The sequence below is a fragment of the Hansschlegelia sp. genome, assembly GCF_035538955.1.
Classification (GTDB): Bacteria; Pseudomonadota; Alphaproteobacteria; order Rhizobiales; family Methylopilaceae; genus Methylopila.
Genome location: NZ_DATLJK010000008.1, coordinates 113,764 through 128,873 on the forward strand (window position 1 = coordinate 113,764; position 15,110 = coordinate 128,873).

General features: G+C 69.4%; 17 protein-coding genes and 1 other RNA gene. 10 read left to right on the top strand and 8 right to left on the bottom strand.

Features of this window, described 5'->3' with window-relative positions:
- The 7 genes from VM780_RS03770 to VM780_RS03800 form a co-directional block, all read right to left on the bottom strand.
- Positions 1-270, bottom strand: coding sequence for a hypothetical protein (locus VM780_RS03770; RefSeq protein WP_325445278.1), 270 nt, complete (start codon positions 268-270; stop codon positions 1-3).
- A 108-nt stretch (positions 271-378) separates the two neighbouring features.
- Positions 379-588: a cold-shock protein gene (locus tag VM780_RS03775; protein ID WP_183393366.1), complete on the bottom strand. Its 210-nt coding sequence runs from the start codon at positions 586-588 to the stop codon at positions 379-381.
- Between the two features lie 250 nt (positions 589-838).
- Positions 839-1,663: a TIGR00282 family metallophosphoesterase gene (locus tag VM780_RS03780; RefSeq protein ID WP_325445283.1), complete on the bottom strand. Its 825-nt coding sequence runs from the start codon at positions 1,661-1,663 to the stop codon at positions 839-841.
- The gene (locus VM780_RS03785; RefSeq protein ID WP_325445285.1) at positions 1,663-2,274 is read right to left on the bottom strand and encodes a 5-formyltetrahydrofolate cyclo-ligase; all 612 of its coding nucleotides are present in this window, start codon (positions 2,272-2,274) and stop codon (positions 1,663-1,665) included. The genes VM780_RS03780 and VM780_RS03785 overlap by 1 nt, the downstream gene beginning before the upstream one ends.
- A gap of 12 nt (positions 2,275-2,286) precedes the next feature.
- A non-coding RNA gene (ssrS, locus tag VM780_RS03790) (6S RNA) lies at positions 2,287-2,445 on the bottom strand.
- Positions 2,446-2,495: 50 nt separating this feature from the next.
- Positions 2,496-2,867, bottom strand: a complete 372-nt coding sequence (locus tag VM780_RS03795; protein WP_325445287.1) for a cell division protein ZapA — start codon at positions 2,865-2,867, stop codon at positions 2,496-2,498.
- 4 nt (positions 2,868-2,871) lie between these two features.
- Positions 2,872-3,144, bottom strand: a complete 273-nt coding sequence (locus tag VM780_RS03800) for a DUF4164 family protein (RefSeq protein WP_325445289.1) — start codon at positions 3,142-3,144, stop codon at positions 2,872-2,874.
- A gap of 268 nt (positions 3,145-3,412) precedes the next feature.
- Here VM780_RS03800 and tkt point away from each other — a divergent pair, with 268 nt between their 5' ends.
- The 10 genes from tkt (at position 3,413) to VM780_RS03850 (ending at position 14,675) form a co-directional block, all read left to right on the top strand.
- Positions 3,413-5,404, top strand: a complete 1,992-nt coding sequence (gene tkt, locus VM780_RS03805) for a transketolase (protein WP_325445291.1) — start codon at positions 3,413-3,415, stop codon at positions 5,402-5,404.
- A 53-nt stretch (positions 5,405-5,457) separates the two neighbouring features.
- Positions 5,458-6,471 carry a type I glyceraldehyde-3-phosphate dehydrogenase gene (gap, locus tag VM780_RS03810; RefSeq protein ID WP_325445293.1) on the top strand — a complete coding sequence of 338 codons (1,014 nt, stop codon included), beginning with the start codon at positions 5,458-5,460 and terminating at the stop codon, positions 6,469-6,471.
- A 322-nt stretch (positions 6,472-6,793) separates the two neighbouring features.
- Entirely contained in the window at positions 6,794-7,993 is a 1,200-nt protein-coding gene (locus VM780_RS03815) for a phosphoglycerate kinase (protein ID WP_325445295.1), read from the top strand.
- Between the two features lie 52 nt (positions 7,994-8,045).
- Positions 8,046-9,011 carry a class I fructose-bisphosphate aldolase gene (locus tag VM780_RS03820; protein WP_325445297.1) on the top strand — a complete coding sequence of 322 codons (966 nt, stop codon included), beginning with the start codon at positions 8,046-8,048 and terminating at the stop codon, positions 9,009-9,011.
- Between the two features lie 163 nt (positions 9,012-9,174).
- Positions 9,175-9,813, top strand: coding sequence for a thiamine phosphate synthase (locus VM780_RS03825; protein WP_325445299.1), 639 nt, complete (start codon positions 9,175-9,177; stop codon positions 9,811-9,813).
- A complete protein-coding gene (locus VM780_RS03830; RefSeq protein ID WP_325445301.1) occupies positions 9,810-10,922 on the top strand; it encodes a tetratricopeptide repeat protein in 1,113 nt (370 codons plus the stop codon). Before VM780_RS03825 ends, VM780_RS03830 begins: the two co-directional genes overlap by 4 nt.
- A gap of 85 nt (positions 10,923-11,007) precedes the next feature.
- Positions 11,008-11,571, top strand: coding sequence for an elongation factor P (gene efp, locus VM780_RS03835; RefSeq protein WP_325445303.1), 564 nt, complete (start codon positions 11,008-11,010; stop codon positions 11,569-11,571).
- A gap of 139 nt (positions 11,572-11,710) precedes the next feature.
- Positions 11,711-12,496 carry an inositol monophosphatase family protein gene (locus VM780_RS03840; protein WP_325445305.1) on the top strand — a complete coding sequence of 262 codons (786 nt, stop codon included), beginning with the start codon at positions 11,711-11,713 and terminating at the stop codon, positions 12,494-12,496.
- 126 nt (positions 12,497-12,622) lie between these two features.
- Complete coding sequence (locus VM780_RS03845) at positions 12,623-13,633, top strand: flagellar motor protein MotA (RefSeq protein WP_325445307.1); 1,011 nt, start codon at positions 12,623-12,625, stop codon at positions 13,631-13,633.
- A gap of 19 nt (positions 13,634-13,652) precedes the next feature.
- A complete protein-coding gene (locus VM780_RS03850) occupies positions 13,653-14,675 on the top strand; it encodes a peptidoglycan -binding protein (protein WP_325445309.1) in 1,023 nt (340 codons plus the stop codon).
- Positions 14,676-14,693: 18 nt separating this feature from the next.
- Here the strand turns inward: VM780_RS03850 and VM780_RS03855 are convergent, their stop codons facing one another.
- Positions 14,694-15,110, bottom strand: a complete 417-nt coding sequence (locus tag VM780_RS03855) for a GNAT family N-acetyltransferase (RefSeq protein WP_325445311.1) — start codon at positions 15,108-15,110, stop codon at positions 14,694-14,696.

The following is a 15,110-nucleotide window of genomic DNA, read 5'->3' on the forward strand; positions in this document are numbered from 1 at the left end:
TCAGGCGGACTGCTTCGCCTTCGCGGCGGTCTTGGTCGAGCTTTTGGCCGGGCTCTTGGCCGCGCGACGCGGAGCCGGCGGCGGGGCGAGCCGGGCGGCCTCCTCGTCAGCGGCCTCCTTGGCGAGGCGCGCCGTGCGCAGCCGTTCGGTCTTGGCGTCGCGCTCGGTGCGCTCGCGATCGATGATCTCGCGGGCCGCGCGCGTGGTGGCGTCGCCCTTCACCTCACCGCGGGACGGCTTGAACAACGTCTCCTTGGACATCTTCTGCATGCCGGTCACCTCCGCCTGAAAGACAAAAAGGCCGGGTCGGGACCCGGCCTTCGAAGCGTTTGAACGGCCGAGGGGATCGCATCGCGTCTCCCCACGACGGATCAGGCCTTACGCGGCCTGCAGGTTCTCGGCGGCGCTCTTCCCGGAGCGCTTGTCCTGCACGATCTCGAAACTGACCTTCTGGCCTTCGACGAGGGTGTGGAGGCCCGAACGCTCGACAGCGGAGATGTGAACGAACACGTCGGTCGAGCCGCCGTCCGGCTGGATGAAGCCGTAGCCCTTCTGGACGTTGAAAAACTTGACGGTTCCGGTGGTCATGGCGATTTCCTTTTAAAATCGACGCGGATTTACTCCGCCGGGACAAATCCGACGGCGCTGAAACATCGATATTGAGAGGAAGTTCGCCGCCGCGCAGAGGCGCTCAACAACATCCAACGGACAAGATCGACGATGAATACATACCGCCTGGCAGGGGGATTGGCAAGCCGGGCGGGCCGTTGCGGTCCTGCGCGGCAGGCGCGGCGGCGCTGCGGAAAGTCCGTGATCCGGCAATCCGGGAAGCAGCGGCTCAGGCTTCCCAGAACTCCGGCAGCGCCTCGCTCAGCACGCCGCCGACACGGACCGGCGCGACCTTCGCCGCAAGACCGCCGGCGTCGATCTCGACCGCAAGGCCCGAGAGCGTCGCCTCGCCGTCGGCGGGCTCGAACCGGCCGGCGGAAAGCTTAGTCAGGAAGCGGTGGATCGGCTCGTCCTTCCGCATGCCGAGCACGCTGTCATAGTCGCCGCACATGCCGGCGTCGGACATGAAGGCGGTGCCGCCCGGCAGGATGCGGTGGTCCGAGGTCGGCGCATGGGTGTGGGTGCCGACCACGACGCTCGCGCGCCCGTCGAGGAAATGCCCGAACGCCTGCTTCTCGCTCGTCGCCTCGGCGTGGAAGTCGACGATCACGGCGTCCGCGCCGCGGCCGAGGGGGCAGGCCTCGAGCTCGGCGTCGATCGAGCGGAACGGATCGGCGAGCGCCTGGCCCATGAACACATTGCCCATGACGTTGACCACGAGCACGCGCGCGCCGTTGCGGGCCTCGACGACCGCGGCCCCGCGCCCTGGCGTGCCGGGCGGAAAGTTCATCGGCCGGACGAGCCGCTCGGCGCGCTCGGAAAACACCAGCGCCTCGCGCTGATCGAAGGAATGGTTGCCGAGCGTGACGGCGTCCGCCCCGGCGGTCAGCAGGTCGTCGTAGATCTGCTCGGTGATGCCGAAACCGCCGGCGGCGTTCTCGCCATTGATCACGACGAGGTCGAGGGACCAGCGCTCTCGCAGTTCCGGCAGACGCTCGGCCACGGCGTTGCGGCCGGCGCGGCCGACCACGTCGCCCAGAAACAGGAAGCGCATCAGACGTCCGCTCCGGCGGTGGGGCGGAAGCCGAGTTCGGTCAGCACGCCGTCGAGCGGCGCGTCGTGCTCGAGCGTCGGGACAGCCTCGACCTCCTGCGCCGCGAAGGCGAGGCCGACCGCAACCACGCGCTCCTTCGCGCGCAGCTGTTGAAGCGTGCGGTCGTAAAACCCGCCGCCATAGCCCAGCCGGCCGCCGGCGGCGTCGAAAGCCGCGAGCGGCACGAACACGAAGTCCGGCGTGACCTCAGCGACGCCAGCGGGCGGCTCCTTGAGGCCGAACGGCCTGTCCTCGAGCGCGTCGCCCGGCCGCCACTCGCGGAACACCAGCGGGGCGGCCTTCTTCACGATCACCGGCAGGCAAAGCGGAACGCCCTGCTCCGCAAGACGGCGCGCGAGCGGCAGCGCGTCGATCTCGCCGCGGACGGAGAAGAACAGAGAGACGCGCTTCGGCTTGTGGCGGGCGACCAGCGCCGCGCCTTCGGCCGCGATCGCCTGGCCTGCCGCTGCGCGGGTGGACTCGGCGAGCTCCGAGCGCGCCTTCAGGGCGCTGGCGCGGAGCGCCGCCTTCTGCTCGTCGGCGGCGGTGGTCTGAAAGGCCTGCTGGATCATCAAGGAACTGAGCGCGGAGCCACGATGGCCGTTGGAGTTTTGATCCCGGGACACCTACAGAGTAGGTGGGCGCCGTTGTGGCCAAGACCACGGTCGAGGCCAGTGACAGCTCCCGTTCGGAATCGTAAGGGCCCGGGGATTCTAGTTTCCTGACGCACCCCGCAGCACCGCGCCACCGAAGATAAGGGACCGGGAAGCGTCGCGCTAGTGGGACGGGCGCATCACTCCCGGCGAACGCCGTCGGCGAGTTCTTCGGCGAGGCGCTCGAGCCGGGCGGCGGCGTTGGTGATCTGCTCGGCGACATCGGCGTGGCGGGCGTCGAAGGCCTCCACGGCGTTCTGATCGGCGGCCTTGAGGGCCACGATCTCGGCTTCGAGCTCGGCCCGCATCCGGCTGGCTTCGTTGAGCTCGTCGGCCATCATGATCGCCGTCATGATCGACAGGCGGATGTCGCCGACCTCGCCGAACTGCCGCTTCAGCCGCGCGTGGCGCTCATCGACGCTCTGGGCGAGCGACAGCAGGTGCTGCTCCTCGCCCTCGCCGCAGGCCATCTTGTAGTCGCGGCCGCCGATCTGCACCGTCACCTGCGCCATGGCGTCAGCCCCCCGCCTCGGCCAGCACCGACTCCACGGTCGAAATCGCGGCGTCGAGCCTGGTCTTGACCTCGTCGCGCACCGCCTTGGCGGATTCGGCCTGCGCGGCGGAGACGTCGAGCAGCTCGGCGAGCCGCTGCCGGTCGTCCGCGAAGGCGGTCAGCTCCTGCTCGCGGGCGCGGGCGGCGTCAGCGGCGTCGAGCGCGCGGCCGACCGCGGCTTCCGCCGCCTCCAGCGCCTGGTCGAGGCGCCGCAGCGCCACGTCGAGATCGCTCACCCATCCCCCTCGGGCCAAAGTCGCAGGCCACGCTGCGCGGCGAAACGGACGGCTCCGCAACGCTTTGCGCGGACGACTTTAGAAGCCGCCTTGAAAAGCCGTCAATCCGTGGTCGGCTTCGTCCACGGGAGTTTCCGCAAAACCGCAGGGCTTCGCTGTATTGACATGCCCTAGGTCCACTTTAAACGTCCGCCGCGACGGCTCCGGACCTCGCCAGGATCGGACGCAGGCGGGCGCGGCCCGCATATCCAGGATCGGACTTCTCGCAATGACTGATGCGACCACGACCCGGCGGATGGCGAACGCGATCCGCGCGCTCGCCATGGACGCGGTCGAGAAGGCGAATTCCGGCCATCCCGGCATGCCGATGGGCATGGCGGACGTGGCGACCGTGCTGTGGACCAAGGTCCTGAAATACGATGCGGCCGACCCGCACTGGATCGACCGCGACCGCTTCATCCTGTCGGCCGGTCACGGCTCGATGCTGCTCTACGCGCTCCTTCACCTGACAGGCTCGAAGGAGATGACGATCGACCAGCTGAAGCGTTTCCGGCAGGTCGGCTCGAAGACGCCCGGCCATCCGGAGCGCGGCCACACCGAGAGCGTCGAGACCACCACTGGGCCGCTCGGCGCCGGGATCTCGAACTCGGTCGGCCTCGCGCTCGCCGAGCGCATCCTCGCGGCCGAATACCCTACGCTGTTCGACCACCGCACCTTCGCGCTGTGCTCCGACGGCGACCTGATGGAGGGCATCAGCCAGGAGGCGATCGCGATCGCCGGCCATTACCGGCTGAACAAGCTGGTCTTCCTGTGGGACGACAATTCCATCTCGATCGACGGCGACACGTCGCTGTCGGACTCGGTCGACCAGATCGCTCGATTCAAGGCCTGCGGCTGGAATGCGGTTCGAGTTGACGGCCACGACGCCGACGCCATCGAGGCGGCCCTGAAGGCGACCGAGAACGCCGACAAGCCGACCCTGATCGCCTGCAAGACCGTGATCGGCTTCGGCGCGCCCAAGAAGGCCGGCACCGAGAAGGCGCATGGCTCGCCGCTCGGCGCGGAGGAGATCGAAGGCGCCCGCAAGGCGCTCGGCTGGGACCACCCGCCGTTCGAGATCCCGGATGATCTGCGCGCGCTCTGGCTTGAAGCAGGCCGCCGCGGCGCGGCCGCGCGCGAGGCCTGGGAGAAGCGGCGCGACGCGCTCGACCCCGCGGTTTTGGCCGATCTCGAGCGCCGCATGCGCGCCGATCTGCCGGAAGGCTTTTCGGCCGCGATGGCCGACTACAAGGCGAAGCTCTACGCCGAGCCCAAGGAGATGGCGACGCGCAAGGCCGGCGAGGCCGCGCTCACCGTGGTCAAGGGCCAGTTGCCGGAGCTGATCTCGGGCTCCGCCGACCTGACGCCGTCCAACAACACGCTCACCAAGAACATGACGGTGATTCGCCCCAGCGCGTATGGCGGCTCCTTCATGCACTGGGGCATCCGCGAGCACGGCATGGCGGGGGCCGCGAACGGCCTCGCGATCCATGGCGGGCTGCTGCCGGTCGACTCCACCTTCCTGGTGTTCTCCGACTATTGCCGGCCGGCGATCCGGCTCGCGGCGCTGATGAAGATCCGCGTCGTGCACGTCTTCACGCATGACTCGATCGGCGTGGGCGAGGACGGCCCGACCCATCAGCCGGTCGAGCATCTGGCGGCGCTGCGGGCGATCCCGAACCTCAATGTGTTCCGCCCCTGCGACCCGATCGAGACCGCGGAGGCCTGGGAGATCGCGGTCGCCAGCAAGACCCGGCCGAGCGTCATGGCGCTGACCCGCCAGAACCTGCCGCAGCTGCGCCTGACGGACGCCGGCGAGAACCTGACCGCGAGGGGGGCCTATGAGCTCGCGCCGGCCGACGGCGTCGCGGCGGTCAGCCTGTTCGCGAGCGGCTCGGAGGTCAGCCTCGCCATGGAGGCCAAGCAGCGGCTCGACGCCGAGGGCCTGCCGACGCGGGTTGTCTCCGTTCCGTGCATGGACCTGTTCTTCGACCAGCCCGGCGCCTACCGCGCCGAGGTGATCGGCACGGCGCCGGTCAAGATCGCGATCGAGGCGGCGATCCGGCAGGGCTGGGACGCGATCGTCGGCTCGGACGGCGGCTTCGTCGGCATGAGCGGTTTTGGCGAAAGCGGCCCCTACAAGGAGGTTTTCCAGCTTTTCGGCATCACGACCGACGCGATCGTCGCGCTCGCTAAGGAAAAACGGGCAGTCGGCGCCTAGATAAGGCTCGCGGCGGCCCCGCCGCGCACAGGTTCAGGAAGGAAATCACGAAAATGGCGGTGAAGGTCGCGATCAACGGCTTCGGGCGCATCGGTCGGCTGGTGCTCCGGGCGATCGTCGAGTCCGGGCGCAAGGACATCCAGGTGGTCGCGATCAACGACCTCGGGCCGGTCGAGACCAACGCGCATCTGCTGCGCTACGATTCGGTGCATGGCCGCTTCCCTGCAGACGTCACGGTCAATGGCGACGTCATCACGGTCGCCGGCCACGGCGACATCAAGGCGACCGCGATCCGCAACCCGGCCGAGCTGCCGCACAAGGATCTCGGCGTCGACATCGCGCTGGAATGCACCGGCCTGTTCACGGCCAAGGACAAGGCCGCGGCCCATCTTCAGGCCGGCGCCAAGCGCGTGATCGTCTCGGCGCCGGGCGACGGCGTCGACCTGACGGTCGTGTTCGGCGTCAACCAGGACAAGCTGACCAAGGATCACGTCATCGTCTCGAACGCGTCCTGCACCACCAACTGCCTGGCGCCCGTCGCCAAGGTGCTGAACGACGCGATCGGCATCGAGCACGGCTTCATGACGACGATCCACTCCTACACGGGCGACCAGCCGACGCTCGACACGATGCACAAGGACCTTTACCGCGCCCGCGCAGCGGCCCTCAGCATGATCCCGACCTCGACGGGCGCCGCCAAGGCGGTCGGCCTCGTGTTGCCGGAGCTCAAGGGCAAGCTCGACGGCGTCTCGATCCGTGTGCCGACGCCGAACGTGTCGTGCATCGACTTCAAGTTCGTGGCGAAGAAGCAGACCTCCGTGCAGGAGGTGAACGAGGCCATCAAGGCCGCCGCCGCCGGCCCGATGAAGGGCATTCTGGACGTCGTCGACGCGCCGCTCGTCTCGTCCGACTTCAACCACAACCCGCACTCGTCGAGCTTCGCGCTCGACCAGACGAAGGTGCTCGAGGGCACCTTCGTGCGCGTGCTCAGCTGGTACGACAACGAGTGGGGCTTCTCGTCCCGCATGTCGGACACGGCGGTCGCGATGGGCAAGCTGCTCGGCTGAGGATCGAACGCCAGTTCCGCGTCCCGGCCGTGAGCCGGGATGCGGAGCCGCGCGGTTCGAGACAAGGCGTCATCCTCCGGCGTGACCGGAGGATCCACGTCTTACGTTGGGCGCGACGCCAAAGATGGATGGTCCGATCAAGCCGGACCATGACGCTCCTCCTGTGAACAGGGCGTTTGGTCCTTGCAGCAAGTGCGGGAGCCGGCGCCCGGCGTTCCGGGATTCAGTCGCTCACGGTCGGGAACGGGTGGCGGCGCGCGCAAAGTTCTCTAGAACGACAGCCAAAGAACGACGGCCAAGTCCGCTCCGGGGATTTTTGTTCATGACCGCCTTCAAGACCCTCGACGACGTCAACGTCGCCGGCAAGCGCGTGCTGGTGCGGGTCGACCTCAACGTGCCGATGGACGGCGCCCGCGTCACCGACGACACCCGCCTGCGCGCGATCGCCCCCACCATCAACGAACTCGCTCAGAAGGGCGCCAAGACCATCCTGCTCGCGCATTTCGGCCGGCCGAAGGGCAAGCGCGACGACAGCCAGTCGCTGAAGGTCGTGGTCGCCGCGCTTGAGGCGACGCTGAAGCAGGACGTTCGCTTCGCCGATGATTGCGTCGGCGAAGCTGCGGAAGCCGCGGTCGCCAAGCTCACGCCCGGCGACGTGCTGCTGCTCGAAAACACCCGCTTCCACGCCGGCGAGGAGAAGAACGATCCGGATTTCGCCAAAGCTCTGGCGAAGCTCGGCGACATCTATGTCAACGACGCCTTCTCGGCCGCGCATCGGGCGCACGCCTCGACCGAGGGCGTGGCGCGGCTGCTGCCGTCCTACGCGGGGCGGTCGATGCAGGCCGAGCTCGAGGCGCTCGGCAAGGCGCTGTCGTCGCCGGAGCGGCCAGTGGTGGCGATCGTCGGCGGCGCCAAGGTGTCGACCAAGCTCGACCTGCTCGGCAACCTGGTGAAGCGGGTCGACGCGCTGGTGATCGGCGGCGGCATGGCTAACACCTTCCTCGCCGCGAACGGCGCCGAGATCGGCAAGTCGCTGTGCGAGCGCGATCTGCTGGACACCGCTCGCGAGATCGTGACGAAGGCTCGGGAGGCCGGCTGCGAGATCGTGCTGCCGGTCGACGGCCGCGTCGCGAAGGAGTTCCGGGCCCATGCGGAGAACCGAGTCGTGCCGGCCGACCAGGTCGGCGCCGACGAGATGATCCTCGACATCGGACCCAAGTCGGTCGAGCGCGTCGCTGAAGTCCTCGAAGGCGCCAAGACGCTGGTGTGGAACGGTCCGTTCGGCGCGTTTGAGATGCAGCCCTTCGACGAGGGCACGGTGGCGGTTGCCCAGAAGGCGGCGGCGCTCACCCGCGCGGGCCGGCTGCTCACGGTCGCAGGCGGCGGCGACACTGTCGCGGCGCTGCATGCGGCGGGCGCGGCGAACGATTTCTCCTACATCTCGACCGCCGGCGGGGCGTTCCTCGAATGGCTCGAGGGCAAGGAACTGCCCGGCGTCGCAGCCTTGGGCGCGACAAAGTAGCCTTGCCGCACTATATTCCGCGCCCAATCAAAAACGCGCTGCCGAGAGTACGATGAACGTCTCCACCCCCATCACCGCCGAACGCCGCCTCGCGATCACCCCGCGGGTGCGCGAGATCCTGTCCTGGTATGAGAGCGACAATCCGGGGACGAAGGGCAATCTGGTCCGGCTGCTGATGACGGGCCGGCTCGCCGGCACCGGCAAGCTTGTGATCCTGCCCGTCGACCAGGGCTTTGAGCACGGCCCTGCGCGCTCCTTCTCGGTCAACCCTGCGGCCTATGACCCGCACTACCACTTCCAGCTCGCGATCGACGCCGGGCTGAACGCCTACGCCGCGCCGCTCGGCATGCTGGAGGCCGGCGCCGACACCTTCGCCGGCCAGATCCCGACCATCCTCAAGATGAACAGCGCGAACTCGCTGTCGCGCCTCAACGAGGACGCCGACCAGGCGGTCACCGCCTCGGTGGCCGACGCGGTGCGGCTCGGCTGCTCGGCTATCGGCTTCACCATCTATCCGGGCTCCGACCGCGCCTACGCGCAGATGGAGGAGATCCGCCAGCTCGCCGCCGAGGCCAAGTCGGTCGGCCTGGCGGTCGTGATCTGGTCCTATGCGCGCGGCGGCACGCTCGACAAGAAGGGCGAGACCGCGGCCGACGTGATCGCCTATGCGGCCCACATGGCTGCGCTCCTCGGCGCCCACATCATCAAGGTCAAGCCGCCGTCGGACCACATCGCGCTCGACGCCGCCAAGAAGGCCTACAAGGCCGGCGACATCGAGCTCGGCACGCTGACGGATCGCATCCGCGACGTGGTGAAGAGCTGCTTCAACGGCCGCCGCATCGTGATCTTTTCGGGCGGCGAGGCGAAGAGCGACCCGAACGCCGTGCTCGACGAAATCCGCCAGATCGCGGCGGGCGGCGCCTTCGGCTCTATCATGGGCCGCAACGCGTTCCAGCGCCCGAAGGACGAGGCGATCCAGCTTCTGCACCAGATCATGGACATCTACGCCAAGGCGTGATCGGGCTTCGCGCCGCCTCCCGCCCATTCGGGAGCGGATAAGACCAGATAGGGCGCGGCGACTGCCGCGCCTTTGTCGTTCCGGAGGCCGATCCGGCCCGCCTCGCCCCGCTTTCGCCACCGGGCTTCGCGAGAACCCCGTTCCCCATCCCGAGTCCCCGCCCATGGCCGCCACGCCCGCCACACGCCTGATGCTGATCACGCCGGAGCTCGCCGAGATCGAGGCGTTCGAGCCGATGCTGCGGGCGGCGCTCGCCGCGGGCGACATCGCGGCCGTCGTGATCCGGCTCGCGCCGGCCGATGAACGGGCCCGGCTCGCCCGCGCCAAGACGCTGGTGCAGACGGTGCAGGACGCCGGAGCGGCGGCGCTGCTCGCGGGCGACGGCGTCGAGGACATTGTGGGCAAGTCCGGCGCGGACGGTCTGCAGGCGAACGCCGGCGACGGCTTCCGGGAGCTGATCGAGCGGTTCAAGCCGGAGAAGATCGTCGGCGCGGTCGCGCAGGGAGCGCGCGACGACGCGATGGAGGCCGGCGAGGCCGGCGCGGACTACGTGCTGTTTGGCGATCCGTCGCGCGAGGAGGCTTTCGAGACGACGCTTGAACGCGTCTCCTGGTGGGTCCCGATCTTCGAGGTGCCCTGCGTCGGCCTCGCCCGCAGCATCGACGACGTCGCGGCGCTCGCGGCGGCGGACGCCGAGTTCGCAGCGCTCGGCGATGCCGTCTGGCGCCATGAGGAGGGGCCGGCCGCCGCGGTCGCCTCCGCCGAGGCCATGCTGTCGCTCGCCCGCCAGCCCGCGCCATGAAGCCGGCGCTGCTCGCAGCGACGGCGCTGATGGTCGCCTCCGGCGCGGCGTTCGCGGCAAACGCGCCCAAGAAGGCGCTGTCTGCGCCGGTTCCCTCGGCCTCGGACCTGCAGCAGCCCGCGACGCCGGTGCCGAGCTTCCGGGACATGATGCTGGTGAAGCCGTGGCAGGCGGATCAGAAGGCCCCCACCGACGCCGCCGACGATGAAGGCCCGGCGGATCCCAACGCCGACCTCGCCTACGGGGCCTATCAGCGCGGGCTCTACCGCGCCGCCTTCCAGGAGGCGAAGAAGCGCGCCGAGGCGAATCCGCCGAGCGCCGCCGCGATGACGCTGCTGGGCCAGCTCTACGCCGACGGAGCGGGCGTGGCGCGTGATCCGAAACAGGCCGCCCGCTGGTACGAGCGCGCCGTCGCCAAGGGCGATCGGGAGGCGATGCTGCAGCTCGGCCTGCTCAAGCTCCAGGGCGCGGACGACGCGCGCGACGTCGCGGGGGCTTCAAAACTGTTCGAGAAGGCGGGCGCGCTCGGCGAGCCGGAGGCGCTCTACAACCTCGCCGTCATCGAACTTCAGGGCCAGGGCCGGCCGCAGGACTTCGCGGCGGCCGCCAAGCACATGAAAGCCGCGGCCGAGCTCGGCGAGGCGCAGGCCCAGTACGCCTATGCGGTCCTGCTGAGGGAGGGCCAGGGCGTCGAGCGCGATCCTACGGCCGCCGCCGAATGGCTCAAGCGCGCCGCGGCGCAGGACGACATCCCCGCGATGGTCGAATACGGCATCGCGCTGTTCAACGGAGCCGGCGTCGACAAGGACGAAGCGGCCGCGGCCCAGCTGTTCCGGCGGGCCGCCGAGCGCGGAAACGCGGTCGCCCAGAACCGGCTCGCCCGGCTTTACGCGCATGGCCGGGGGCTCGATCGCGATCCGGCGCGCGCCGCCGCCTGGCACCAGCTCGCCCGCCGGCAGGGCCTCGGCGACGCGTGGCTCGACGGCTTCGTGGCGAGCCTGCCCGCGACAGACCGCGACGCGGCCGACAAACTGATCGCGAAATGGAGCGAGGGCTTCGGGCCAATCGCTCAGGGCGCGACGGCCGAGGCCGCCGCCCCCAAACCTTGACGCCGCACGGATCCGCGGGCAAACGAGCGGGCGCCGACGCGGCGCTCCGCGCGCACGGCGCCGCCTCTCTCGAAAGACCTGACGAATGAAGATCAACGGCAACCAGATCACCCCCGGCATGGTCATCGAGCACCAGGGCGGCCTCTGGGCCGCCGTCAAGACCAACGCCGTGAAGCCCGGCAAGGGCGGCGCCTTCAATCAGGTCGAACTCAAGAACCTGATCGACGGCCGCAAGCTCAACGAGCGTTTCCGCGCGGACGAGACCGTCGAGCGCGTCCGGCTGGAGCAGAAGGACTTCCAGTTCCTCTACGCCGAGGGCGACAGCCTGGTGTTCATGGACCTCGACACCTACGAGCAGATCCAGCTCGCGACGGATTTCGTCGGCGAGCGCGCCGCCTTCCTGCAGGACGGCATGGCGGTCACGGTGGAGATGCACGAGGACCGCCCGATCGGCGTCAAGCTGCCCGACCAGGTGACGCTCGAGATCGTCGAGGCGGATCCGGTCGTGAAGGGCCAGACCGCCGCCTCCTCCTACAAGCCCGCGAAGCTCGAGAACGGGCTGCGCGTGATGGTGCCGCCCTTCATCGCCTCCGGCGAGCGCATCGTGGTCGACACCAACGAAGTCACCTATCTCCGCCGCGCGGACTGAGATCTAGGACGTCGGCGCGCCTTCCAGAGCGCGCCGACGGCCCCAAATGAGCGCCGTGGAGGCGTTCGCTTGCGCCCCGCCGCCTACGTGTCGGTCGGGACGACGCTCAAGGCCGCGCGCCTCCGACACGAAAGAGCCCATGGCCCGTTCCCCCGTTCTCCAAGTCATGGTCCAGGCCGTCATGAAGGCCGGCCGCGCGCTGCGGCGCGATTTCGGCGAGGTCGAGCAGCTGCAGGTCTCCACCAAGGGGCCGGGCGACTTCGTCTCCGTCGCCGACCGCCGCGCCGAAGAAGCGCTGCGCGCCGAGCTTTCGCGCGCGCGGCCCGGCTATGGCTTTGTGATGGAAGAAGGCGGCGTGATCGAGGGCACCGACCCCGACCATCGCTGGATTATCGACCCGCTCGACGGCACCACCAATTTCCTGCACGGCATTCCGGTGTTCGCGATCTCGGTCGCGCTCGAGCGCGCCGGCGTACTGGTGGCGGCCGTCATCTTCAACCCGGCGACCGACGAGCTCTACACCGCCGAGCGCGGCGGCGGCGCTTATATGAACGACCGCCGGCTGCGCGTCGCGGCGCGGCGCGACTTCGCCGACGCCGTGATCGCGACCGGCGTGCCGCATCTCGGCAAGCCCAACCATGACCGCTTCCGCGAGGAGCTGGCGCGCGTCCAGATCAAGGTTTCGGGCATCCGCCGCTTCGGCTCGGCCGCGCTCGATCTCGCCTGGGTGGCCTCGGGACGGGTCGACGGCTTCTGGGAGCGCCACCTGAAATCGTGGGACATGGCGGCCGGCGTGCTGCTGGTGCGCGAGGCCGGCGGCTTCGTCACCGACGCCCAGGGCGGCGACGCCATGCTGACGAACGGCTCGATCGTCGCCGGCAACGAGGCGATGCATGGCGAGCTGCTGAAGCTGGTCAAGGCCTGACGGCGGAGGCGCGTAAAGCCTCACCTCACGGTCTGTCGGCCTGCGTGGCTGCATCGCACTTCTTCGCGGGCGCAAACCGTGCACAATGATGGCCGCGTTAGCGTTCAACACGGCCGCCGGTCCGCGATGTCCTTGTCCGAGCTCGACCCTTACAAGCTGTCGTCGCCCCGGGTCTTCCTGCTCCGGATGGTGATCTTCCTCGCGCTGGCGGGGTTCGTCGCGCTGATCCTGAACCAGCAGATCAAGCGCGCCTTCCTGTCCAATCCCGGGCTCAACGCGCTGATCTTCGCGGTGCTGGTGATCGGCGTGCTGCTGGCGTTCCGGCAGGTGATCCGGCTGTTTCCCGAGGTCCGCTGGGTCAACGGCTTCCGCATGAACGAGCCGGGGCTGGCGCTGCGCGAGCAGCCGCGGCTGCTTGCGCCCATGGCCTCGCTGCTCGGCGACCGGCTCGGCAACGCGCCGATCGGCACGGCGCTTATGCGCTCGATCCTCGATTCGATCGGCACCCGGCTCGACGAGGCGCGCGAGATCGGGCGCTATCTTACCGGGCTGCTCGTGTTCCTCGGCCTGCTCGGCACCTTCTGGGGCTTGTTGGAGACCGTCGGCTCGATCTCCAACGTGATCTCCACCCTCGGCGGCAACGGCACGCAGGACACGGCGGCGCTGTTCGAGGAGCTGAAGTCCGGCCTCGCAGGGCCGCTCGCCGGCATGGGCACCTCGTTCTCCGCCTCGCTGTTCGGCCTGTCGGGCTCGCTTATTCTGGGCTTCCTCGACCTGCAGGCCGGGCAGGCGCAGAACCGGTTTCACAACGAGCTCGAGGACTGGCTCGCCGCGGTGGTCTCCTCCGACCTCGAGCTCGACGACGAGTCCGCGGTGCGCGTCGCCGCCGGCGGCGGCGAGCCGGCGGAGCTGGTGGCGGCGCTTGAGCGGCTCAACAAGACGCTGTCGGAATCCGGGACCAAGACGGCGACGCAGGCGACCGCCCATCTCGCCGAAGGCATCCAGGGCCTCGTGAAGCACATGCGCTCCGAGCAGCAGATGATCCGCGACTGGGTCGAGGCGCAGTCGAACCAGCAGGGCGACCTCAAGGCGCTGCTCGAGCGCCTGCTGGAGCAGCGCGCCAAGGTCGAGCCGTGATTTACCCGGAGCGCGCCTGATGGCGCTGAGCTCCCGGCGACGCTACCGGGCGGTCGACTACTGGCCCGGCTTTGTCGACGCGCTGTCGACGCTGCTGCTCGTCATCATCTTCCTGCTGACCGTGTTCATGATCGCGCAGTTCCTGCTCGGCCGGGAGGTCACGGGCAAGGACACCGCGCTGCAGCGGCTGAACGCGCAGATCGAGGAGCTGACCGAGCTGCTGGCGCTGGAGCGCGGCACGGCGCGCTCCGCCAAGGACGAGCTCACCAGCCTGCAGGCCAATCTCGGCGCGCTGCAGGCGGAGAACGAGAAGCTCAAGGCCGACGCGGCGAGCGGTGCGGATCGCGCCAGGGCCGAGGGCGACAAGGCGAGCGGGCTCGCGAGCCAGCTCGACCAGGAGAAGGAGGCGAGCGCCCGCGCGCTCAGCCAGGTCGACCTGCTGAACCAGCAGATCGCCGCGCTCCGCCGCCAGATCGGCGCGCTCGAGGACGCGCTCAACGCTTCCGAATCCCGCGACCGCGAGAGCCAGGCCAAGATCGCCGACCTCGGCTCCCGCCTCAACGTGGCGCTCGCCCAGCGTGTCCAGGAGCTCAACCGCTACCGGTCGGATTTCTTCGGCCGGCTGCGCCAGATCCTCGCCGACCGGCCGGACGTGCGGGTGGTGGGCGACCGCTTCGTGTTCCAGTCGGAGGTTCTGTTCGCGACCGGCCAGGCCGACCTCAACGAGGCCGCCAAGCCCGAGCTGGACAAGATCGCGACAGCGCTGATCGAGCTCACCAAGGAGATCCCGCCGGACATCAACTGGGTGATGCGGGTCGACGGCCATACCGACATCCGCCCGACGCGCGGCGCCTTCCCGTCGAACTGGTCGCTCTCCGCCGCCCGCGCGATCGCGGTGGTGCAGTATCTGGTCTCGAAGGGCGTCGCGCCGCAGCGGCTGCTCGCGGCCGGCTTCGGCGAGTTCCAGCCGCTCGACACGGCGCAGAACGAGGACGCCTACAAGCGCAACCGCCGCATCGAGCTCAAGCTGACGGAACGCTGAGGCCGCGACGGTCGCGGCTCAGAGCGGCTTCTTCAGAAACACGCGCTCGACGCCCTCGGGGTGGTCCGGGATCGCGCCGAAGGCCGCGTAGCCGAGCTTCTCGTAAAAGCCGCGCATCTGGCCGAAGCAGTCGACCCACAGGCCGCGGCAGCCGAGACGGCGCGCCTCAGTTTCGGCGCGGCCCATGAGTTCGGCGCCGAGCCCCCTGCCCCGCTCGGCTTCCGGCACGACCAGCAGCTCGACATAGAGCCAGCCGAAGCTCGCCCGCGCCCACAGCCCGCCTCTCGTCTGGCCGGACTCATCGCGCAGCAACAGCGCCAGCGGGTGATAGCCCGAAGGGCCGAAGGCGGCGGTGTTGAAGGCGACCAGCGGCCGCGCGATCGCGGCGTGGTCGTCCGCCGAGGGCGGATCGGCGAGGACGATATCGAGCGCCAC